17 protein-coding genes are annotated in these 22,041 nt (G+C 61.3%); 13 read left to right on the plus strand and 4 right to left on the minus strand.

Features of this window, described 5'->3' with window-relative positions; genetic code table 11:
* The first annotated feature begins 73 nt into the window (after positions 1 to 73).
* The 7 genes from HB376_RS03485 (at position 74) to HB376_RS03515 (ending at position 8,072) form a co-directional block, all read left to right on the plus strand.
* On the plus strand, positions 74 to 1,150 hold the full coding sequence (locus HB376_RS03485; protein WP_213762033.1) for a polyamine ABC transporter ATP-binding protein: 1,077 nt from the start codon (positions 74 to 76) through the stop codon (positions 1,148 to 1,150).
* Positions 1,143 to 2,057 carry an ABC transporter permease gene (locus HB376_RS03490; RefSeq protein WP_213762034.1) on the plus strand — a complete coding sequence of 305 codons (915 nt, stop codon included), beginning with the start codon at positions 1,143 to 1,145 and terminating at the stop codon, positions 2,055 to 2,057. The genes HB376_RS03485 and HB376_RS03490 overlap by 8 nt, the downstream gene beginning before the upstream one ends.
* 13 nt (positions 2,058 to 2,070) lie before the next feature.
* The gene (locus tag HB376_RS03495; RefSeq protein ID WP_213762035.1) at positions 2,071 to 2,865 is read left to right on the plus strand and encodes an ABC transporter permease; all 795 of its coding nucleotides are present in this window, start codon (positions 2,071 to 2,073) and stop codon (positions 2,863 to 2,865) included.
* A 32-nt stretch (positions 2,866 to 2,897) separates the two neighbouring features.
* On the plus strand, positions 2,898 to 3,251 hold the full coding sequence (locus HB376_RS03500) for a (2Fe-2S)-binding protein (protein ID WP_213762036.1): 354 nt from the start codon (positions 2,898 to 2,900) through the stop codon (positions 3,249 to 3,251).
* A 23-nt stretch (positions 3,252 to 3,274) separates the two neighbouring features.
* Positions 3,275 to 4,711, plus strand: a complete 1,437-nt coding sequence (locus tag HB376_RS03505) for an FAD/NAD(P)-binding oxidoreductase (protein ID WP_255631163.1) — start codon at positions 3,275 to 3,277, stop codon at positions 4,709 to 4,711.
* Positions 4,704 to 5,831, plus strand: coding sequence for an FAD-binding oxidoreductase (locus HB376_RS03510; RefSeq protein WP_213762038.1), 1,128 nt, complete (start codon positions 4,704 to 4,706; stop codon positions 5,829 to 5,831). The genes HB376_RS03505 and HB376_RS03510 overlap by 8 nt, the downstream gene beginning before the upstream one ends.
* A 1,188-nt stretch (positions 5,832 to 7,019) precedes the next feature.
* Complete coding sequence (locus HB376_RS03515; RefSeq protein ID WP_213762039.1) at positions 7,020 to 8,072, plus strand: ABC transporter substrate-binding protein; 1,053 nt, start codon at positions 7,020 to 7,022, stop codon at positions 8,070 to 8,072.
* A 93-nt stretch (positions 8,073 to 8,165) separates the two neighbouring features.
* Here the strand turns inward: HB376_RS03515 and HB376_RS03520 are convergent, their stop codons facing one another.
* The 4 genes from HB376_RS03520 to argH form a co-directional block, all read right to left on the minus strand.
* Positions 8,166 to 9,002: an ABC transporter substrate-binding protein gene (locus HB376_RS03520; protein ID WP_213762040.1), complete on the minus strand. Its 837-nt coding sequence runs from the start codon at positions 9,000 to 9,002 to the stop codon at positions 8,166 to 8,168.
* A gap of 74 nt (positions 9,003 to 9,076) precedes the next feature.
* Positions 9,077 to 9,841 carry an amino acid ABC transporter ATP-binding protein gene (locus HB376_RS03525; RefSeq protein ID WP_213762041.1) on the minus strand — a complete coding sequence of 255 codons (765 nt, stop codon included), beginning with the start codon at positions 9,839 to 9,841 and terminating at the stop codon, positions 9,077 to 9,079.
* Positions 9,842 to 9,869: 28 nt separating this feature from the next.
* Positions 9,870 to 10,754 carry an amino acid ABC transporter permease gene (locus HB376_RS03530; protein WP_213762042.1) on the minus strand — a complete coding sequence of 295 codons (885 nt, stop codon included), beginning with the start codon at positions 10,752 to 10,754 and terminating at the stop codon, positions 9,870 to 9,872.
* Entirely contained in the window at positions 10,748 to 12,181 is a 1,434-nt protein-coding gene (gene argH, locus HB376_RS03535; RefSeq protein WP_213762043.1) for an argininosuccinate lyase, read from the minus strand. The genes HB376_RS03530 and argH overlap by 7 nt, the downstream gene beginning before the upstream one ends.
* Before the next feature lie 135 nt (positions 12,182 to 12,316).
* Here argH and HB376_RS03540 point away from each other — a divergent pair, with 135 nt between their 5' ends.
* From HB376_RS03540 to HB376_RS03565, 6 genes are all read left to right on the plus strand, one after another.
* The gene (locus tag HB376_RS03540) at positions 12,317 to 13,195 is read left to right on the plus strand and encodes a LysR substrate-binding domain-containing protein (RefSeq protein ID WP_213762044.1); all 879 of its coding nucleotides are present in this window, start codon (positions 12,317 to 12,319) and stop codon (positions 13,193 to 13,195) included.
* Positions 13,196 to 13,515: 320 nt separating this feature from the next.
* On the plus strand, positions 13,516 to 16,755 hold the full coding sequence (locus HB376_RS03545) for an efflux RND transporter permease subunit (protein ID WP_213762045.1): 3,240 nt from the start codon (positions 13,516 to 13,518) through the stop codon (positions 16,753 to 16,755).
* Positions 16,756 to 16,770: 15 nt separating this feature from the next.
* Positions 16,771 to 17,997: an efflux RND transporter periplasmic adaptor subunit gene (locus HB376_RS03550; RefSeq protein WP_213762046.1), complete on the plus strand. Its 1,227-nt coding sequence runs from the start codon at positions 16,771 to 16,773 to the stop codon at positions 17,995 to 17,997.
* Between the two features lie 62 nt (positions 17,998 to 18,059).
* On the plus strand, positions 18,060 to 19,526 hold the full coding sequence (locus tag HB376_RS03555) for an efflux transporter outer membrane subunit (protein WP_213762275.1): 1,467 nt from the start codon (positions 18,060 to 18,062) through the stop codon (positions 19,524 to 19,526).
* A 140-nt stretch (positions 19,527 to 19,666) separates the two neighbouring features.
* Positions 19,667 to 20,353 (plus strand): heavy metal response regulator transcription factor, encoded by a 687-nt coding sequence (locus HB376_RS03560; protein WP_213762047.1) that lies wholly within the window; start codon positions 19,667 to 19,669, stop codon positions 20,351 to 20,353.
* Positions 20,350 to 21,810 carry a heavy metal sensor histidine kinase gene (locus HB376_RS03565; protein WP_213762048.1) on the plus strand — a complete coding sequence of 487 codons (1,461 nt, stop codon included), beginning with the start codon at positions 20,350 to 20,352 and terminating at the stop codon, positions 21,808 to 21,810. Before HB376_RS03560 ends, HB376_RS03565 begins: the two co-directional genes overlap by 4 nt.
* Positions 21,811 to 22,041: the final 231 nt, after the last annotated feature.

Consider the following 22,041-nt stretch of genomic DNA (forward strand, 5'->3'; position numbering starts at 1 on the left):
CTGTCTACGCGTTGCTATTGCGTAAATATCCCGCGTTCGTTCAACTGTTTTTCGCTAGACCCTGGAGGCCACCGTGTCGTTTCTCATGCTGGACAAACTGACCAAAGCCTACGGCGACCTGAACGCCGTGAGCGACGTGAGCCTCTCGGTTGAAAAAGGCGAATTCGTCTCGCTGCTGGGGCCTTCGGGCTGCGGCAAGACCACGACGCTGCAAATGATCGCTGGTTTTATCGATGTAACGCGTGGGCGGATTTCGCTCGATGGCAAGGACATTACGAACGTACGGCCGAACAAGCGCGGCCTGGGCGTGGTGTTCCAGAGCTATGCGCTGTTTCCGCATATGACGGTTGCGCAGAATGTTGGCTTCGGACTCGAAATGCGCGGCGTCGGCAAGGCCGAATGCGCGGAGCGGATTCGCGAGACGTTGGCGCTGGTACGGCTCGATGCACTCGCGGCGCGGTATCCGCGTGAACTGTCGGGTGGTCAGCGGCAACGGGTTGCCATTGCGCGTGCGTTGGTGATCAAGCCGCCGGTGCTGCTGCTCGATGAACCCATGTCCAATCTCGACGCCAAGCTGCGCGAAGAGATGCAGTTCGAGTTGCGCGGCATTCAGCGCAAGGTCGGCACCACGACGGTAATGGTCACGCACGATCAGTCGGAGGCGCTGTCCATCAGTGACCGCGTGGTCGTGATGGAAGCGGGGCGCGTGACGCAGGTCGACTCGCCGTATCGCGCGTATGAGCGGCCGGAGAATCGCTTTGTCTCGCAGTTCATCGGCAAGGCGAACATGCTGGAGGGGACCGTGACCGAGGCGTACCACGACGAAGTCCACGTGGATCTCGGACATCAATTGACCGGTATTGCCTGCATTGAGGCTGGCACGGTGTGGCGCGAAGGCGATACGGTGACCCTTTGCATCCGTCCGGAAAAACTGCACTTGTGCGAGGTCGGAACGGGGCGCTTGTCGGCGACCGTTACCAGCCGCTTTTTCCTCGGCAGCCAATGGCTTTATCGCGTCGATACCGCCATTGGGGAAGTGCTCGTCTGCAGCCAGAACGAAGGCACCGAGCCAGTAGCCGAAGGCGCGATGGTCGGCATCGACTGGCATCGTGACGCCGTGCGCGTGATTCAGGAAGCCAGTCATGGCTAGTACCATCGACTCGACGAATTCGAAAGATCACGGTGCGCTGAAGAATGACCGCGCGCCGTGGCACGCCTTCGTGCCGCCCTGGCTGATGAGCTTGCCTGCGTTCATCCTCTTCGCGGTGCTCGTGCTGACGCCGCTCGCGATGACCGTTGTGCTGACGTTTTATCGCTTCGATCCGGCCAGTGGTCCGATCGCTGCGTTCCAGTTCGGCAACTATGTTGAAGTGCTGACGGACAGCTACTACCAGACCATTTTTGCGCGGACCTTCGGCATCGCGATCCTGACGACTTTGCTGTGCGTTGCGATTGGTGCGCCTGAAGCTTATGTGCTGTACCGCATGCGTGACCCGTGGCGCTCGATGTTCCTGCTCGTGATCCTCGCGCCGTTGCTCGTGTCAGTGGTGGTGCGCGCGTTTGGCTGGAGCATGTTGCTCAACACTGGCGGTATCGTGAATCAGTTCTTCGGCCTCTTCGGGCTGGGTCCGTACAAGCTGGAGTACACCACCTTCGCGATAGTGATTGCGCTCGTTCACGTCATGCTGCCGTTCATGGTGATCCCCGTCTGGACCTCGCTGCAGAAGCTTGATCCGCAGGTTGAAAACGCGGCGCTCTCGCTGATGGCGTCGCCGTCAACCACGTTGCGGCGCATCGTGTTGCCGCAGATCGCGCCGGGCATTTTGTCGGGCAGCTTGATGGTGTTTGGTTTATCGGCGAGCGCGTTTGCGATTCCCGGCCTGCTCGGCGGCCGTCGGCTGAAAGTAGCGGCCACCGCTGTCTACGATGAATTCCTCGGTTCGCTCAACTGGCCGCTCGGCGCGACCATCGCGATCCTGTTGCTGATCGCGAACCTCGTGATCATGATCACGTACTACCGGGTTCTGGAGCGTCGTTACTCCAGAAGCCTCGGTTAAGGAGAGCGCTGCGATGCGAAAGAACGGCCTCGTTGCCCTGAGTTTCCACACGCTAGTGATCCTGTTCGTGCTGGCACCGCTCGTGATCATCGTGCTGGTTGCGTTCACGCCGGACCAGACGCTGACGCTGCCCACGCACGGCTTTTCGTTGCGCTGGTTCCGCGCGATTCTCGATTACCCGGATTTCATCTCGGCGTTTTTCAACAGCATCAAGCTGGCGTTTGCATCGGCTACGCTGTCGCTCGCGCTGGCCTTGCCGGCGGCGCTTGCTATCGGACGTGAACGTTTTCCGGGGCGCGAATTCCTCAATGGTTTGTTCCTCTCGCCGCTGGTGATTCCCAGTCTCGTGCTTGGCATTGCGTTCCTGCGTTTCTTCGCGATGATCGGCGCAACCGGCACGTTCACGTGGCTCGTCGCGGCGCACATGATCATCATCACGCCGTTCGTGATGCGGCTGGTGCTGGCCTCGGTGAGCGGCATGGATCGAAGTATCGAGCATGCGGCGCAGTCTTTGGGAGCGGATCGATGGACGTCGTTTCGACGCATCACGCTGCCGATGATCCTGCCCGGCATCACGGGTGGCTGGCTGCTTGCGTTCATCAACAGCTTCGATGAACTAACCATGTCGATCTTCGTAACCTCGCCGCAGACCATTACGTTGCCGGTGCGCATGTACATGTACGCGACCGAATCGATCGACCCGATGATGGCGTCCGTATCCGCGCTCGTGATCTTCATTACGGCCGGTGCGATGATCGTGCTCGACCGCGCGTATGGACTGAACCGGATCCTGATCGGTTCGCATTGATTCGCACAGGCCCCACGACTTCACTCTACGCGATGACAAATCTCCCCAGCGCAACATCCGCCGGCCAGCCGCACACCGCGGTCGGTGATGCGCCGCAATTCGTGCGTCTGACGGAAGCGCATCGCAAGCAGGTGACGTTGACGCTGGACGGCGTCGCCATCACGGCCCTGACCGGCGATACCGTATTGAGCGCTGTCCTGCTGCACACACGGCGGGTGCGTGACACCGAGTTCAGCGCTGAACCACGCGCAGGATTCTGCCTGATGGGCGCATGTCAGGATTGCTGGGTACAACTGGAAGAGGGCACCCGGATTAGAGCATGCTCGACCTTCGTCAAGGACGGCATGCGTATCGTGACCCGGCCTGCAGGAGTGGTAAGAACGTGAGCGCGGTTATCGATAAAAACAGCATGCGCCGGGTCGTCATTGTCGGTGCGGGACCGGCTGGCGTGCGCGCGGCTGAGACGTTGGTGGCCGCGGGCATTGTGCCGGTTGTGATCGACGAAGCGCCGCGCGCCGGTGGGCAGATCTATCGGCAGCCGCCAGCGGATGCGGGTTTTGCCCGCAGCAAACGGTCGCTGTATGGCCTGGAAGCAGGCAAGGCCGACGCGGTGCACTCAACCATGGCTGCCCTGCTTTCAAAGCTCGACTATCGGCCTGACACGCTGGTGTGGGGATGCGGCGCCGCGCAACTCGATACGCTGCATGACGGACGCCAGCGCACGGTGCCTTATTCGCACTTGTTGATTGCGACCGGCGCGACAGATCGCGTGCTGCCGTTTCCGGGCTGGACGCTGCCGGGCGTCTACACCCTCGGCGCGGCGCAGATTGCGCTGAAATCGCAGGGCTGCGCGATCGGACGACGCGTGGTGTTCGCGGGAACCGGGCCGCTGCTTTACCTCGTGGCGTATCAATACGCGAAGGCGGGCGCGCAGGTGGAGGCGGTGCTCGACACCAATCCGTTCTCGCGCCAGTTCGCCGCGACGCCGCGTTTGTTGCGGCAGCCGTCCACCTTTGCGAAGGGGCTCTATTACGTCGGCTGGCTGGCGGCGCATGGGGTTCGTATCGAACGGGGCGTGACGCTTGTGCGCGCGACGGGCGATAAAGCGGTGCAGGCCATGACCTATCGCGATGGTGATGGCGAGCAAGAGTTGACCATTCCCTGCGATGCGGTTGGGTTTGGTTATGGCCTGCGATCCGAAACGCAGCTTGCGGACCTGGCAGGTTGCCGCTTCCGCTTCGATCCGCTCAATCGCGCGTGGCTGCCGGAGCGCGATGCGGCTGGTCGCAGTTCGGTGCCGGGTGTTTATCTCGCCGGCGATGGCGCGGGTATCGCGGGCGCGGATGCTGCGGAACTGGCTGGCCGTCGTGCGGCGCTGGCGATGCTCGAAGACCTTGGGCATCGGGCCGTGAACGCTAACGTTCAGGCTCAGGTCGCGAAGCTGGACCGGCAACTGGCGAACATCGCCGAATTTCGTATTGGGCTGGAGCAGGCGTTTGCGCTGCCTTCCGATTGCGCGTCGTACTGGCCGGACGACATGACGGTGTGCCGTTGTGAGGAGATCGATGCCGGCGCGCTGCGCCGCTGCATTCGTGCGGGCGAAGCGAACGAGATCAATCGGCTGAAGGCGCTGACGCGCGTGGGCATGGGCCGTTGCCAAGGGCGCATGTGCGGCGCGGCGGCGGCGGAATTGCTGAGCGCGGAGACGGGCAGACCTATCGCTGATGCCGGACGTTTGCGCGGACAGGCTCCGATCAAACCCGTGCCTTTATCAATAGCGATGATGGACGAAGCTCCCGAAGCGAATCATCTGGCCGCCATTGCGGAGCACGCCCGCGATGAATGAGACTTTGCGGTTCGACGTGCTGGTGGTGGGCGGGGGTTTGGTGGGGTCATCGACGGCCTTGATGCTTGCAAAGCGCGGGCTGAAGGTGGGGCTGTTCGAGCGCCGTTATTGCGGCGCGCAGGCGAGCGGTGTGAACTACGGTGGCGTACGCCGTCAGGGGCGGCCGGCCGAACAATTGCCGTTGGCGGTGCGTGCGCGATCGATCTGGGACCGGCTGCCGGAACTCGTGGGCACGGATGGAGAGTTCGTTGTTTCGGGGCATTTGCGGTTGGCTCGCAGCGAAGCGGATCTTGCGGCGCTTGAAGCGTACGCGCAGCTTGCCAACCCGTTTGGTCTCGATTTGCAGTTGATGAGCGGACCTGCGTTCAGGCGTCGTTACCCGTGGCTTGGGGCCGCCGCGGTGGGTGGTTCATTGTGTCCTCGTGACGGTCATGCGAATCCGCGCGTGGTGTCGCCTGCGTTCGCGCGCGCGGCGCGTGCAGCCGGTGCTGACGTCCGTGAGCAGACTGCGGTGACGAACATCGTGCGTGATGGGGAACGGTTTGTTGTCGAGGCGCGGCATGACTCGGGTGCTGTGATCGAGGTTCAGAGTGACTGGCTGGTCAATGCGGCTGGCGCTTGGGGCAACACGGTGGCTGGGTACTTTGGCGAGACCATTCCGATGGAGCCGATCTATCCGAACATGTGGGTGACTGAGCCGCTGCCGTATTTCATCGATCACAATCTTGGGGTGTATGGCGGTGGCATTTATGCTCGTCAGGTGGCGCGCGGCAATGTGGTGATTGGCGGGGGGCGTGGGTTGGGGGATGGCGAGTATGCGCAGCCGCTCACGGAGACTACGCGGACGGTCATGAGGGCTGCGTGCGCGCTTTTGCCGGCGTTGAAAGATGCGTTGCTGTTGCGGACCTGGACAGGGGTTGAAGGCCGTACGCCGGATGACAATCCGGTGATTGGTTTTAGCCGGACTACGCCAAGATTGCTGCATGCGTTTGGATTTTCGGGTGGGGGGTTTTTGCTTGCGCCGGGGGTTGGGGAGGTGCTTTCCGATCTCATTGTTGAGGGGGGATCGGGGACGCCGATCGAGGCGTTTTCTATTGGGCGGTTTGATCGGGGGGGATAGGTTTTTGGGGGGAGTGGTCAGGGATCAATGCCGGGTTGGTCGGTTTTGGGGTTAGCGGTCAGGGTTAATGCTGGGTTGGTGGTTTCGGTGTTAGTGGTCAGGGGTCTATGCCGGGGTGGTGCTTTCGGCCTTAGTGGTCTGCGAGAGTCGGATATTCTCTTTATCACTATTAGCCACTGTGCGTGGCGGCACGTCATTTCTTTGTCCAAAGCGACAAAGAAACGAAGCAAAGAAAGCGCTTTAACCGCTCTACCCTAAGTGTCCACAGCGTGCAGTTTTGATTCATAGGTGCCCCAAAAGCACGGTGCTCGCCAGAGCTACCGATGTTTGAACCCCTCCTTCTCGCGAATCCTGACACGAACACGCTTCGCCCCGTACGCTCTCGGGCAAGCACCATTGCCAAGGGACCACCACGGCCTCACGCGTCTTTTCGGTTTCGTTTTTTGGTGCGTTGGCTACGTGGTCTGAACAGTTGCTTCCGCCGGCAACGGCATCTCGCGTATTGGTACTTCCGTGTTGGTACTTCATCTCTTGGCGGGTTGACTGCGTGGACCATACGCTTATTTTCGCCGACTACGGGCTCACGCATTTTCGCGACCTCGTTTCCAGCAGGGTTGGCGACGTGGTTCGAGGCGCGCACATATTTGGAGGGTGGTCGTCCGCGGATAGCGCGGGGTGCTCTTTGGGCAGGTTCAGTCACTGGTGGCGAAGCGTGTGGGTATCGGTGTTCGGAGAAGGAGGGGTTCACACATCCTCCGCTCTGGCGAGCACCGTGCTTTTGGGGCACCTATGAATGAAAACTGCACGCTGTGGACACTTAGGGTAGCGTGGTTGAAAGCGTTTTCTTTGCTTCGTTTCTTTGTCGCTTTGGACAAAGAAATGACGTGCCGCCACGCACAGTGGCTAATAGTGATAAAGAGAAAATCCGACTCACGCAGACCGCTAACACTGAAAGCAGCAACCCGGCACCAACCCCGACCGCTAACCCCGGAACCGACCACCCCAGCACCAACCCCGACCGCTAACCCCAGAACCGACCACCCCGGCACTGACCCCGAGCACCCCGGCATAGCCCCCGAGCACCCTAGAATCCAACCCCGTCCCTCGAACAGAATATTTTCAAGAAGTGCGAACGAAATCACCCTCGAAACCACCCCTCAAACCACCCTGTCTAAAGGAGATCAATAAATGAAAGCGTTTCATACAGTAGCCAGCGTGAGCATTACCGCCTTGTGCGCAGCAGCCCTCTCCACGTCAGCGCAAGCGGATACCAAAACCATCTACATCGGCATGAACGGCGGCCCGATGGAAAAGGCCTACACCAGCGAGGTCCTACCCGAATTCGAAAAGGCCAACAACGTAAAAGTGGTAGTCGTACCCGGCACGTCCTCTGACATTCTCGCGAAACTGCTGGCGAACAAAGCCAAACCACAAATCCACGTAGTGTTCCTCGACGATGGCGTGATGGCTCGCGCAGTCAGCATGGGCGTCTGCCAAAAACTCGACGATAGCCCCGAACTCAAGCAACTCTACCCATTCGCGCGCATGAAGGACGACATCGGCGCGGGCGTACAACTCGGCATGACCGGCATCGCCTACAACACGAAACTCTTCACGGCAAACGGCTGGGCGCCCCCCACATCATGGCTCGATTTCGCCGACCCGAAATACAAGGACAAAGTGGTGTTCCAGTCCGCGTCGAGCAGCACGTTCGGCCTGCACGGTTTCCTGATGATCAACCGCCTCGAAGGCGGTTCGGAGAAGAACGTCGAACCCGGCTTCACGAAATGGCAAAGCACCGTGGGCAGGAACGTGATCGAGTACATCCCGAACTCGGCAAAAATCTCTGAGATGGTCCAGACCGGTCAAGCCGGCCTGTTCCCGCTCACGCCGACCGCAGTGGGTGACCTGCAGGCGAAGGGCATTCCCGTTGCCTATGTGAACCCGAAGGAAGGGCCGGTGCTGTTGCTCGTCGATGAATGCGTCGTTGCAAACAACCCCGATCCGGTACTCGCGCAAAAGCTTGCGGCATTCATGATCTCGGCGTCGGCACAAAGCAAGGCAGCAAGCGCCGGCCGCCAGATCCCGACGAACCGCCAGGCGAAGATGCCCGATTCGATGCAGCAGCAACTGGGTAACCTCGACGACCTGGTGAAGAAGGTCAACGTGGTGGACTGGGATGTGATCAACGCAAATCGCCCGCAATGGGACGCGCGCTGGAATCGTCAGGTCGAACGGTAATCTGAAGCGGAATTAGAACGGGCGTTGTCAGGGAGTGCCCTGACAACGCCCGTTTCCGTATACGCGTTCATCAAACGTATAAAGGGCGCCTTCTTACCCCTGCGAATTGATGATGACCTTCGACACCGCATGCTCCTGCAAGCCCCATTTCTTCAGGATCTTTGCGTAGGTGCCGTCAGCGATCAGCTTGCCGAATGCCTGGCTCAGCGCATCAGTTAAAGCCGGGCTGTTCTTTGCCATGCCAATCGCCGAGTATTGCGACAGGAACGGCTGGCCGATCGGCGCGTACGCATCTTTCTCCAGGGTGTTCTGATACGGCAGCGTTTCACCGCCTTGCACGGCAGCATCAATCCGTCCCTGACGCAACTGCAGGCGGGCATCGGCTGAACCATCCGTCCCCACCACTTGCACGGCCGGCTTTCCCGCCTTGACGCAGTGCTCGTCGCTCCACGTCTTGATGTCGTCGGGCCACGACGTGCGGCGGCTCGCGCCCACGTGCTTGCCGCACACTGATTCGATCGATGTGAAGTCGCCACCGCGCGCCTTCAGCGTGTAAAACTGCGGCCCGGACTTGATGTAGTCAAGAAAGTTGATGGCCTCGCGGCGCGTCGGCAAGTCGGTCATGCCCGACAGGATCACGTCCACGCGATGCGTGGTCAGCGCGCTCATCATCTGGTCGAAGTTGGTCTCTTCCCACTTCAGTTTCACCCCCATCTTCGCGGCCAGCGCGACACCGAGATCGACGTCGAAGCCGGTCAGTTCATCGGTTGCCGGATCCTTGTATTCGAACGGCGGATAGTTCGGCACGATAGCGGCCGTGAGCGTGCCGTTGCCCGCCACGGGCGTCTGGGCGTGAGCCAGCGATGCAACAAGTGAAACCGCGCCAAACGCGAGGCTGACAAGGGTTCGCCGGAACAAGGAATCGATCATGAAAAGTGCCTGAACAAAGGTTGACGGAAAATTGAAAAGCAGCTTTAAAAGCCGTGGTCACGCGCGCCGTAACGCTAGGAAAGCACGGCCGAAATGAACTCTTGTGTACGCGGTTGTTGCGGTCGCGACAGCACCTGTTCCGGCGTGCCGCTTTCGACTACCTTGCCCTGGTCCATGAAGACCACGCGGTTCGCCACTTCGCGCGCGAAGCCGAGTTCGTGCGTGACGACGATCATCGTCATGCCGCTCTTGGCCAGGTCGCGCATCACGCTCAGTACTTCGCCAACCAGTTCGGGGTCGAGGGCGGAGGTGGGTTCGTCGAAGAGCATGAGTTGAGGATGCATGGCAAGCGCCCGTGCAATGGCGACACGTTGCTGCTGGCCGCCGGACAATTCGACCGGAAACGCATCGCACTTGTGACCAAGCCCGACCCGCGTAAGCAACGCGCGCGCTTCTTCAACGGCCTCGGACTTTTTCTTCTTCAGCACCTGGACCGGTCCTTCGATCACATTTTCCAGCGCCGTCATATGCGGAAAAAGATTGAAGCGCTGGAACACCATGCCGGTCGCAAGACGTTGCCGCGCCATCTGCTTTTCAGACAGCGGATAAAGCTTGTTCTCGACGCGCCGGTATCCCACCAGTTCACCGTTCACCCACAGCGCGCCGCCGGTAATGGTTTCGAGTTGGTTGATACAGCGCAGGAAGGTGCTTTTGCCCGAGCCGGATGGCCCGATGATGCACAGCACTTCGCCCTTCGCGACGTCGAGATGGATGCCGTGCAGCGCCTGGAACTCGCCATAGGACTTGCGCAGGTCGACCGCTTTGACTAGTGGGTTCATGGTTGCCTGAGTTCGCGTTCAAGTGGATTTACTGTTTCGCGGAAGGGCGGCCCGCCCCTCGCGCAAAGCGCAGTTCGACCCGCGACTGCAGCAAGGAAAGAACCGTGACGATGACCAGATACCAGACGCCGGCGACCATCAGCAATTCGATCACACGAGCATTCGCATAGTAGATGTTCTCGGCGTTATGCAGCATTTCCGCGTACTGGATCACGCTTGCCAATGAGGTCAGCTTCACCATGCCGATCAGTTCGTTGCCAATAGGCGGCACGATCACGCGCATGGCCTGCGGCAGGATCACGCGGCGCAGCGCCTGGAGTCTCGGCATGCCGATCGACTTCGCGGCTTCGTACTGGCCCGTGTCCACCGAGAGCAACCCCGCGCGCACGACTTCCGATGTGTAGGCACCCTGATTAATTCCGAGTCCGAGCAGGGCGGCGAGGAATGGCGTCATGATGTCGACCGTGCGAAATTCGAACAGGCCGGGAATGCCCATGACCGGAAACACCAGCGCGAGGTTGAACCACAGCAACAATTGCAGGATTACCGGCGTGCCGCGAAACAGCCACACGTAGCCATGCGCGACCGCGCGCATCACCGGATTGGTCGAGAGCCGCATGATAGCCACGATCACCCCAAGCACGATGCCCAGCGCCATCGCGAGGATCGTCATGACGATGGTATTGCCGAGGCCCTTGAGGATCGACTTGGCCGTGAGGAAACGCCCGACGACGGTCCAGTCGATCTGCCCGCGCGCGAACGCCACGACGATATAGACCACGATCGCGAGGATCACCACCGAGGCGAGATAACGCCCGTAATAGCGCCGCGGTACGTGCTTGAAGTGCGAGATATCGGTGAAGGTGTCGGCGTTGCCGGACGCCGATGCACGGTCGTTCGATGCGCTCAGCATGAAGGTCCTTTGTAGTAAGCCGCCCATGCGACCTGTTCTTCAATAGCGCTGCGCAGGCGCGCGATCTGTTCGGCCACGCGTGCCGGCGCCGTGCCGCCATAACCGCTGCGCGCCGCGACGGCGGCGTCCAGCGTGACGTGATCGAGGACGCCGGGTTCAAGTCTCGCATCCACCCCGGCAAGCGTTGCCACCGACACGTCGCCCAGTTCAATGCCCTGCTGTTCGCAGGCCCGCACCAGCGCGCCGGTGATCTCGTGCGCTTCGCTGAACGGCACGCCGCGCAGCGCGAGCCAGTCGGCGACTTCGGTAGCGAGCGTAAACCCGAGCGGCGCCTGACGCCGCATTTCATCCACGTTCACATGCATGGTGCGGATCATACCGGCCATTGCAGGCAGTACAAGTTCGAGCGTGTCGATACTATCGAACGCGGCGATCTTGTCTTCCGCGAGATCACGGTTATAGGCAAGCGGCAGCGACTTGAGCGTGGCGAGCAAGCCGCTCAGGTTGCCGATCAATCGGCCCGCCTTGCCACGTGTCAGCTCCGCTATATCCGAGTTTTTCTTCTGCGGCATGATCGAGCTGCCGGTTGCATAAGCATCGTCGAGTTCGACCCAGCGAAACTGCCGCGAGGTCCACAGGATCACTTCTTCCGAAAGCCGCGACAGGTTGACCGCCAGCATGCTCGTGATGAACGTGAATTCGGCAACGTGGTCGCGGGAAGCGACGGCGTCGATGGAGTTCTCGCACGGGCCGTCGTAGCCGAGTTCCTGCGCGGACAGATCGGCCCGCAAGCAGATCGCGGAACCCGCCAGCGCCGCCGCGCCCAGTGGCGAACGTGCGCTGCGCCGGTCCCAGTCCACGAGCCTGTCGACATCGCGATAAATCGACTGCGCGTGCGCAAGCAACTGATGCGCGAACACGATCGGCTGTGCCGGTTGCAAATGCGTGAAGCCGGCGGTGACGGTTTGTACGTGGGCCTCGGCCTGTTCAACCAGTGCGTGCTGCAATTCGATCACGGCCAGCGCCAGCTTGCGAGCCTTGTCACGCAGATATAAACGCAGGTCGTTCGCCGCCTGATCGTTGCGCGAACGGCCCGCGCGCAGCTTCCCGCCGATCGCTTTGAGCCGCTGCGTCAGTTCGCGTTCGAGGAAGGTGTGGACGTCTTCGTCGGCAAGGATAGGGGCGAGGTCGCCCGCAACGAACTCGGTCTCTATTTGCTGCATCGCGTCGAGCAGTTGTTGAAGTTCGTCGGCGCTCAGGATCCCGGCTCGCTTCAGTTCGTTTGCATGGGCGCGCGAACCGGCGAGATCGTAGGGCGCAAGGCGGAAGAAGCTGGGGTCCGAACGGGACAGGTTTTCCAGCGCCAGCGACGGCCCTGACTTGAAGCGGCCGCCCCAGAGGCGTTCGGTTGTATCGGTAGTGTTCATGCGTTTGCCCGGAAGTGTTTCAGAACGAACCTTAGCTTACGCAAAGAAATTTTTTGCTTGTAGAGAGAATTAAATTCGCCTTAAATCAAATTTTTCTCAGCATCTTTCGTTTTTCCACGTTCATAAGACTTGCCCATGCGCCATCGGCTGCCCCCACTCAATCCCCTGCGTGCGTTCGAAGCCACCGCGCGCCACGGGACGGTTGCAAGCGCGGCCGAGGAACTCAACGTCACGGCAAGCGCGGTCAGCCATCAGGTGCGTGTGCTGGAGAGCACCCTTGGTGTGGCGTTGTTTATTCGCTCGAAGGCACGGGTGAAACTGACGCCTGCCGGCGAAGCGCTGCTGCAGCCAGTCAAAAACGCGTTCGACATGATCGCGACAGCAGTCGTCAGGCTGGATTCGCCCGTCATTGCGGGAGACCTGGTGGTATCGGCGCCGATGTTGTTCACTTCACGATGGCTCGCGCGGCACATTGGCGACTTCCTCGAGCAATTCCCCGCAGTCAACTTAAAACTGATCCCGTCCAACGACGACAAGGAAATCTATTCATCCGACGTCGATCTGTGTGTCCGATACGGCGAGGGCCGCTGGCGTGATCGCGATGTCAAGCTGATCATGCATCCGGTGTTGTTCCCCGTCGTGAGTCCAGCGCTCATGAACGGGCCACGTGCCCTTCGCACCGTGCAGGACCTGGCCAACCGGACCTTGTTCTGCGAGCACGCCGGGTCGTGGATGCGATGGCTGGCAGAGGCGTCGGCGGACAAGCTTGAAGGTTTGCGCATTCTTGAAATTGGCATTGCGCATGTGGGTATCGAAGCCGCTGTGCGAGGACAAGGCGTAGCATTGGGCGATAGCTTTTCCGTCCGAGACGATCTCGCCGATGGCACGCTCGTTCGTCCCTTTCGTATCACCGTGCCGGGCAAGCATGCGTATTACTGGGTGCGTCGGCACGAGTTGAAGGAGGCGCCGCTGGTGGCGGCGTTTGTGTCATGGGTGGACTCGAAATTAGCGTGAAGCGTTCTATTTTTATCGGGTATGAAAAGCAGGCCGAATGCGCGAAAACGTTTGCCGCTGGAAAATCTGCGACAGCTTCCACTTCCTGACATTTCTGCCATTTTGGCGCCATGTAGGCGTTGGTACCCTCCCGTTAAGATCGGGGCGTGAGTTGCCTATCAGCTCTCTATCAGCTCTATCAGCTATTAGTTGTCTGAAAGGCTGCACGGCTTCGGGCCGCAATCAATCCGGCTCGCTGTGTGCAAACAAACCTATGCTGAACGGCGTCGTTGCATTCCAGCGGTTCATTTTTCTTTCCTGCTTTTTTCGAGCGCGTCTCAATGTGGATTGTCAACGTTGCGCTGAAGCGGCCCTACACGTTTATCGTGATGGCCATCCTGATCCTGTTGGCGACGCCGTTTGCGCTCCTGACAACCCCGGTCGACGTCCTGCCGGAAATCAACATTCCTGTCGTCAGCATTATCTGGACGTACACGGGCCTGTCAGCCGAGGACGTGGCCGACCGAATAACGCAGGTCAATGAGCGCAGCCTGACCACCACCGTCAACGACATCGAACACATCGAGTCGCAGTCGCTGCCGGGCATCGCCATCCTGAAGGTGTTCCTGCAACCTACCGCGAACATCCAGACGGCCATTGCTCAAACGGTGGCCGTGGAACAGGCGCAGTTGAAGCAGATGCCGCCGGGCGCCACGCCGCCGCTCGTGATCAGTTATTCGGCCTCCAGTATCCCGGTGATCCAGTTGGGCTTGTCCAGCCCCACGCTCTCCGAGCAGGACCTGAACGACACCGCCCTGAACTTCCTGCGGCCGCAACTGGTGACCATTCCCGGTGCGGCCGTGCCGTATCCGTATGGCGGTAAAAGCCGCCTGGTGTCGGTCGACCTGGATACCCGCGCGCTGCTGGCGAAAGGCCTGACGCCGTCGGACGTGGTGAACGCCTTCAATACGCAGAACCTGATCTTGCCCACCGGCACGGCCAAGATCGGGATGAAGGAGTACACGATCAACATGAATGGTTCGCCGGCCACTATCGCCGCGCTGAACGACATTCCGGTACGCACGCTCAATGGTGCAACCACTTACCTGAGAGAGGTCGCCCATGTGCGTGACGGCTTCTCTCCGCAAACGAATATCGTGCGCCAGGACGGACACCGCGGTGTGCTGATCTCGGTGCTCAAGAACGGTAGTGCGTCGACGCTGTCCATTGTCAATTCCCTCTATGCGCTGTTACCGGACGCGCGGGCTTCGCTGCCGCAGGATCTGAAAATCACGCCGCTTTTCGATCAATCGGTGTTTGTCAAGGCGGCCGTGCAGGGCGTGATTCGCGAAGCGCTGATCGCTGCCGCACTGACCGCCGCGATGATCCTGCTGTTCCTCGGCAACTGGCGCAGCACCTGCATCATCGCGGTCTCCATTCCGCTGTCGATCCTCTCGTCCTTGCTGGTGCTGCACGCGCTCGGCCAGACCATCAACATCATGACGCTGGGCGGGCTCGCGCTCGCAGTGGGTATCCTGGTTGACGATGCAACGGTGACCATCGAGAACATCGAGCGGCACTTGCACATGGGCACGGACCTGCACGAGGCAATTCTGGAAGGGGCGGGTGAAATCGCGGTTCCCGCACTGGTCTCCACGCTGTGTATTTGTATCGTTTTCGTGCCGATGTTCTTCCTGACGGGCGTGGCGAAATTCCTGTTCGTGCCGCTCGCCGAAGCCGTGGTGTTCGCGATGCTCGCGTCGTACATCTTGTCGCGTACGCTCGTGCCAACACTCGCGATGCTGCTGATGGGCCACGCGCACAAGCCGAAGAGCGGATCGAGGCCGAATGTGTTCATGCGGCTGTATCACCGTTTCGACGCCGGGTTCGAGCGCATGCGCGCCACTTACATCGTGATCCTGAGTACGTTGCTTGTGCGGCGCCGGGTGTTCGCTGCGGCGTTCCTGGGCTTTTGCGTGCTGTCGGTAGGATTGGTATTCGCGCTGGGAGAGGACTTCTTCCCCACCGTCGACTCCGGCGACATTCGCCTGCATATGCGTGCGCCGACCGGCACGCGGATCGAGGAAACCGCGCGGCTCGCGGACGATGTGGAAAGAGTGGTGCGGGAGATCGTGCCGGCCGATCAGCTCGTCACGGTCCTCGATAACCTCGGCTTGCCGTATAGCGGCATCAACTTGTCATACAGCAACGCGGGCACGATCGGCACCCTCGACGGTGAGATTCAGGTTGCGCTGACGGCGGATCACGACCCCACGCAGAAATTCGTGGACAAGTTGCGCGCCGAGCTGCCGAAGCGTTTTCCGGGCGTCGAATTTTTCTTCCAGCCCGCGGACATCGTTACGCAGATTCTTAACTTTGGTTTGCCGGCCGCGGTCGACGTACAGATTTCCGGTGCGGATCAGCAAGGTAACTTCCAGGTCGCGGCGAAGCTGATGAAGGCGATCCGCCAGATTCCGGGCACGGTCGATACCCACATCCAGCAGAAGCTCGACGAACCCGCGCTCAACCTGCAAATGGATCGTACCCGGCTTCAGCAGCTCAACCTGACGGCGAACAACGTCGCGCAGAACGTGCTGGTCTCGCTGTCGGGCAGCTCGCAAACCGCCCCGGGTTTCTGGTTCAACAACAAGAATGGCGTGGAGTATTCGGTCGCGGTGCAGACGCCTCAGTATCAGGTTTCATCAATCGACGAACTCTTGCGCACGCCCGTTTCCGGCAGCGCCACGGGACCCACGCAACTGCTCGGCAACCTCGTGCAGGTCACGCCGCAAAACCAGTTCGCGGTGGTGTCGCGCTATAACATCCGCCCGGTCATCGACGTGTTCGTGAGCGTGGAAGGACGCGACCTCGGCAGTATCGCGAGGCAGGTCGACAAGCTCGTGAATCAGGCCCGTGCCACCTTGCCGCGCGGCAGCCAGATCGTCGTGCGCGGCCAGGTCGCGACCATGCGCTCGTCGTTCTTTGGCCTGGGTATCGGCGTGGCGATGGCAATCGTGCTGGTGTACCTGCTGATCGTGGTGAATTTCCAGTCGTGGATCGACCCGCTGATCATTGTCAGCGCGTTGCCGGCGGCGCTGGCCGGCATCGTCTGGATGCTGTTCCTCACCGGCACGCACCTGAGCGTTCCGGCGCTCACCGGCGCCATCATGACAATGGGCGTCGCGACCGCGAACAGTATTTTGATGGTGTCCTTCGCGCGTCAGCGGCTGCAGGCCGGCGCACCGCCGCTGACCGCGGCGCTGGAAGCTGGCGCGAGCCGTATCCGGCCGGTGCTGATGACGGCCTTCGCCATGATCATCGGTATGATTCCGATGGCGCTTGGTCTCGGCGAAGGCGCCGAACAAAACGCGCCGCTCGGCCGCGCGGTGATCGGCGGATTGCTCTTCGCTACTGTTTCCACACTCTTTTTCGTGCCGCTCGTGTTTGCGGGTATTCACAGCCGGCTGGCCCGGCGGCATGATCGTTCGGCAGGTGACCAGGACGATCATGGCGGCGGTTCAGGCAGCAACCCAGGCCACGGCGGCCCTGACCATGGCGCCGGCGAGCATGCTCCAAGTTAAATATGGCTGACTGATATGACAGAAAAAACTCATGCTTCGCTAGCGATTCCCGCCAGGGAGACCGAGGACGGCCACGCGTTGCCGCCTCGAGGCCGTGAATGGAAACGGGCGAAGATTGCCATCATCGTGGTGCTGGTCCTGCTCGTGCTGGGCGCCGGCCGCACGGTGGTGTCGGACGTGATGCAAAGCCGCTCGGTGGCCGCGACCTCGCAGCAAAACGCAAAGGTCTACGTGAACGTCGTCTTGCCCAAGCAGGCGGCGGGCGGCGGCAACACCTTGCTGCCGGGCACCTTGCGCGGCTACGTGGAGTCGCCTATCTACGCACGCGCCACGGGTTATCTGCTGCACTGGTACGCGGATATTGGCACGCGGGTGAAGCAAGGCCAGTTGCTCGCCGATCTCGATACGCCTGAGATCGACCAGGAACTGAAGCAGGCCGTTGCGCAACGCGACCAGAGCTCGTCCAGTCTCGTGCTCGCTAAAAGTTCGTTCGAGCGCTGGCAGCAACTGCGCCAGCGCGATGCGGTTTCTCAACAGGAACTCGACGAGCGTCAGAGCACGTATAACCAGGACGTCGCGAATCTCGCGGCCGCCAATGCGAACGTGCAGCGCCTGATGCAGCTCGAATCGTTCAAGCGCATCGTGGCTCCGTTCACAGGCGTGGTGACGCAGCGCAATGTGGACGTGGGTGACCTGATCGACGCTGGCAGCGGCGCCCCCCGCGCACTCTTCGCGATGGCGCAGTCGGACCCGCTGCGGGTCTATGTGCAGCTTCCGCAGGCTTATGCTCAGAACGTGACGCAAGGGCAGGATGTCATCGTCACGCAGGCGGAGTTGCCGGGCCAGCAGTTCCACGGATCAATTGCCCATATCTCCGGCGCAATCGATGTCCCCACCCGTTCGCTGCAGATCGAAGTGCGCCTGCCTAATCCCGATAACAAGCTGCGCCCGGGTGCGTACGTCCAGGTGGCGCTGCCGGCTACCGTGCGGGCGCCCTTGCTGGTGCCGGGCAATGCGCTGCTGTTCCGCTCCGAAGGGCCGCGGGTTGCGGTGGTCGACCAGAACGGCAATGTCGATCTGCACAAGATCGTGATTGCGCAGGACCTGGGGCAGTCGCTGGAAATTGAAAGCGGCATTGAAGCGACCGACAAGATCATCATCAATCCGAGCGATTCCATTGCGGACGGCGATCATGTCCTGATCGCCCCGCAGCAGCCCGCCAAGAAGAAGGGGACGTCGTGAAGCGCGCGCGCCAGTGGCCGGCTCAGTGGCCGATTCTGCCGGCACGGCTCGAGGCCCTCAAGATGCTGACCCTGATGACCACCACGACCGTGATGGCATCCGGAGCGGTTCTGCTGTCCGCCTGCACGGTCGGGCCGGACTACAAACAGCCTCACGCCGATACTCCGCCCGCGTGGCACACCGACTCGTACTGGCGTCTCGCCGAGCCGTCGCACGCGCCGCTGGTGCCGGAATGGTGGGCCAGTTTCGGCGATGAATCGTTGAATGGATTCGAGCAGCAAGCGCTCGCGCAGAACCAGACACTCGCCGCCGCGAGCGCGCATTACGCGCAGGCGCGGGCGACTCTCGCGAACAACAAGGCGCAGCTGGTGCCTGAGGTGGACCTTGGCGCCACCGGCTCGCGTGCCCGGATATCGCAGAACCGGCCGCTGACGAACTACGCCACGCCGACCCAGTCGACGGTGCAGAACAACATCAGTGTCGGTCCGACCATTGACTACGACACCGACCTGTTTGGCCGGATTCGCCGCGAAGTCGAGGGCGCGAGGGCGTCCGCCGAACAATCGCGCGACGATCTTGCCAACGCGCGGCTCGTGCTGACCACGGACCTGGCCAGCGATTATTTTTCGATGCGCGAACTCGATGCCGAGATCGACGTGCTGAACCGCTCCGTCATCCTGCAGCAGAAGGCGCTGGATTACGTGACCACCGAGCATGACCTGGGTTCGGTGTCCGGGCTCGACGTGTTGCAGCAGAAATCCGAACTCGACTCTACGCGCGTCCAGGCTCGCCTGCTGCTCAACCAGCGCGCCCAGTTCGAGCATGCAATCGCTGCGCTGATCGGCATTCCCGCACCGCAATTCGCGATTGCGCCGAAGGTGATCACTACGTCCGTCCCCGCGATACCGCTCGGACTGCCAAGTGATCTGCTGCAGCGGCGTCCCGACATTGCGTCGGCGGAACGCGCAATGGCCGCGGCGAACGCGCAGATCGGCGTGGCGAAAGCCGCGTTTTTCCCGAGCCTTTCACTGATGCCGGGTATCGGCTGGGAAAGCACGCAGTTCGCCAGCCTGCTGAGCGCACCGACGCTGATGTGGACGCTTGGCGCCACGCTCGGACAAGTTGTCTTCGATGGCGGTCGACGCGCCGCCAATGTCGACTTTGCGAGCGCCGGTTATCAGGCGGCGGAGGCGAACTATCGCCAGACGGTGCTCAATGCGTTCCAGCAAGTGCAGGACGGCGTGACCGGGTTGTCGGTGCTCGATGCGGCATCGAAGGAGTCGCAGGAGGCCGTCACTGACGCGCAGCGTTTGCTTTCGCTCGCCAACGATCGTTATTCGGGCGGCCTGGTCGCCTTCCTCGATGTGATCACCGCCCAGCAGTCACTGCTCACAAGTGAGCGTCAGGATGTGCAGATTCATGGCCAGCAATGGACGACGTCGGTGTCGCTGGTGAAGGCGCTGGGGGGCGGCTGGGACGTCAACGCGGCAGCTCCGGAGAAAACGGCGGCAGCCAGCCCGCCAAACTGACGAATGCGGATTAATGCGCGAGTGACGTGAACGCGCCCGGGCGCTGCTGGCCCGGGTCGTGCAGACCGGGTTTCGCCACTCGCCGCAGGGGGAGACACAACGGTTTCCTATAATGGGAATACGTACATAAGAAGGCGCGCATGAAACTGCTCATCGTGGAAGACGAACACAAGGTGGTTGACTATCTGCGCTCCGGCTTGACAGAGCAGGGGTGGATAGTCGACGTGGCCCTTGACGGCGAGGAAGGTACGCATCTCGCGATCGAATTCGACTACGACGTGATCGTGCTCGACGTGATGCTGCCCAAACGCGATGGCTTCAGCGTGCTGAAGGCGCTGCGCGCGCATAAGGCGACCCCCGTCATCATGCTGACCGCGCGCGACCAGATCAACGACCGCGTACGGGGCCTGCGTGAAGGCGCCGACGACTACCTGACCAAGCCGTTCTCCTTTCTGGAGCTGGTTGAGCGGCTGCACGCACTGGCGCGGCGCACCCGCGTGCAGGAGTCGACGCTGATCTCGCTGGGCGACCTGTATGTCGATCTGATCGGCCGGCGCGCCACGCGTGATGGCATACGGCTGGACCTGACGGCCAAGGAATTTCAGTTGCTGAGCGTGCTGGCGCGCCGGCAAGGCGATATTCTGTCGAAGACAGCGATCACCGAACTGGTCTGGGACGTGAATTTCGACAGCCATACCAATGTGGTGGAAACCGCGATCAAGCGCCTGCGGGCCAAGCTGGACGGCCCATTCCCAACCAAGCTGCTGCACACGGTGCGCGGCATGGGCTATGTGCTGGAGGTCCGCGAAGAAGCGGGAACATCATGAATCGATCTATCGCCCGGCGTCTGGCCTTCATGTTCGCGGCCGTCGCGCTGTTTGTTTTCACGCTGGTCGGAACCGGGCTGTTCCTGGTGTTGCGCACGCAACTCGAAGTGCATTTGCGCGAGTCGCTCGATGACCGCACGCAGATCGCGCGGATCATCGTTTATCACGCCGTCACGCCTGAAAAATGGAAAATGGCGCGTGAAAAGCTCACCGACATGACGCCGCGCGACGGCGTCACGCTGTATTCGGTGCGGAGCGCAGATTCGTCGTACCAGTTCGGCCAGCCGGTCACCGGACAGGTCATGAAAACCTGGGCGGGTGGTTATGCACGGGTGCGAACCGGATCCGGCAGCGAAAACGACATGCTGACCAGCACCGTCGAACTCCCCGCTTATGCCCAGCGGCCGGCCGTGATGCTGCAGGTCGCGGCCGGTTATTCGGCGAACGCGCGGACCATGCGCGCATTCGGCTTTGCGCTCGCCGCGTTGTCCGCCCTGGGCAGTCTCGGGGTGCTGCTGCTGAGTTACTCGGTTACCCGGATCGGGCTTGCGCCGCTCACGCGGCTGACCCGGGACGCGTCGGCGGTGAGCCCGAACAATCGCTCGCAGCGGCTGAATACGCGCTCGCTGCCGCTGGAACTCAACGATCTCGCCAATTCATTCAACGGGGCGCTTGAGCGTCTTGACGGCGCTTACGGGCGGCTCGAGTCGTTCAATGCCGATGTCGCGCACGAGTTGCGCACGCCCGTCACCATCCTGATCGGGCAGACCGAAGTGGCGCTGACCCGCAACCGTTCCGTCGACGACCTGCGTCACACGCTGCAGTCGAATCTGGAAGAGTTCGAGCGCATGCGGGCGATCATCAACGACATGCTGTTCCTCGCGCGAGCCGATCAGGGCGAACGCGCGACGGGGCTGGTCGATACATCGCTTGCCGCGGAAGTTGCCCATACGCTGGAGTTTTTGGAGATTCCGCTGGAGGAAGCGCAGGTGCGCGCGGTCTACACGGGTGACGCGCTCGTGCGTGTGAACAAGTCGCTGTTCGGCCGCGCGTGTATCAATCTCCTGATGAACGCGATCCAGCATTGCGCGCAAGGATCGACCATCAAGGTTTCCATCACGCGTGAAGGCGACCAGGTCCGCGTGGCCGTCGCCAATCCGGGGGAGCCTATTGAGCCCGCCGTGCTCGATCATTTGTTCGACCGGTTTTATCGCGCCGAGGTCTCGCGAACGAACAGCCGCGAGAACCACGGGCTGGGCCTGGCGATCGTCAAGGCAACGGCGGAAATGCATGGCGGCAAGGTTTCTGTTACCAGCGCCGGGGGCATTAATACCTTTGCGTTCTCGGTCGCCGCGTCGCGCAGCGAGCAGGAGAGTGCGCCTGGAACGCTGGTAGCCAATGCGCCCGCCGATGCGTCGTCCGGTGTCCCGATGCAGCCCGCCTCGGCAAGTCACTGAGACTGGGGCAGGTATCAAAAGCTTGCCCGGCGCCCAGCGCGCCGGGGAGCGGCCCTTTCGGGCAATCATCCCTTCATTCGTTTTTCTGCCTGACCAGACGCGGTGTCTCCTAGCGCATTCAAAAGATAGGTTGTCGTACAACATGGCCGATGATATTCACGCCCCTGTCCGCTACCACGCTGCTTTCAAATCGATCTGATCCCGCTACGGTTCAAATCGTGGGAATGACTA

Source organism: Caballeronia sp. dw_19, assembly GCF_018449515.1.
Classification (GTDB): Bacteria; Pseudomonadota; Gammaproteobacteria; order Burkholderiales; family Burkholderiaceae; genus Caballeronia.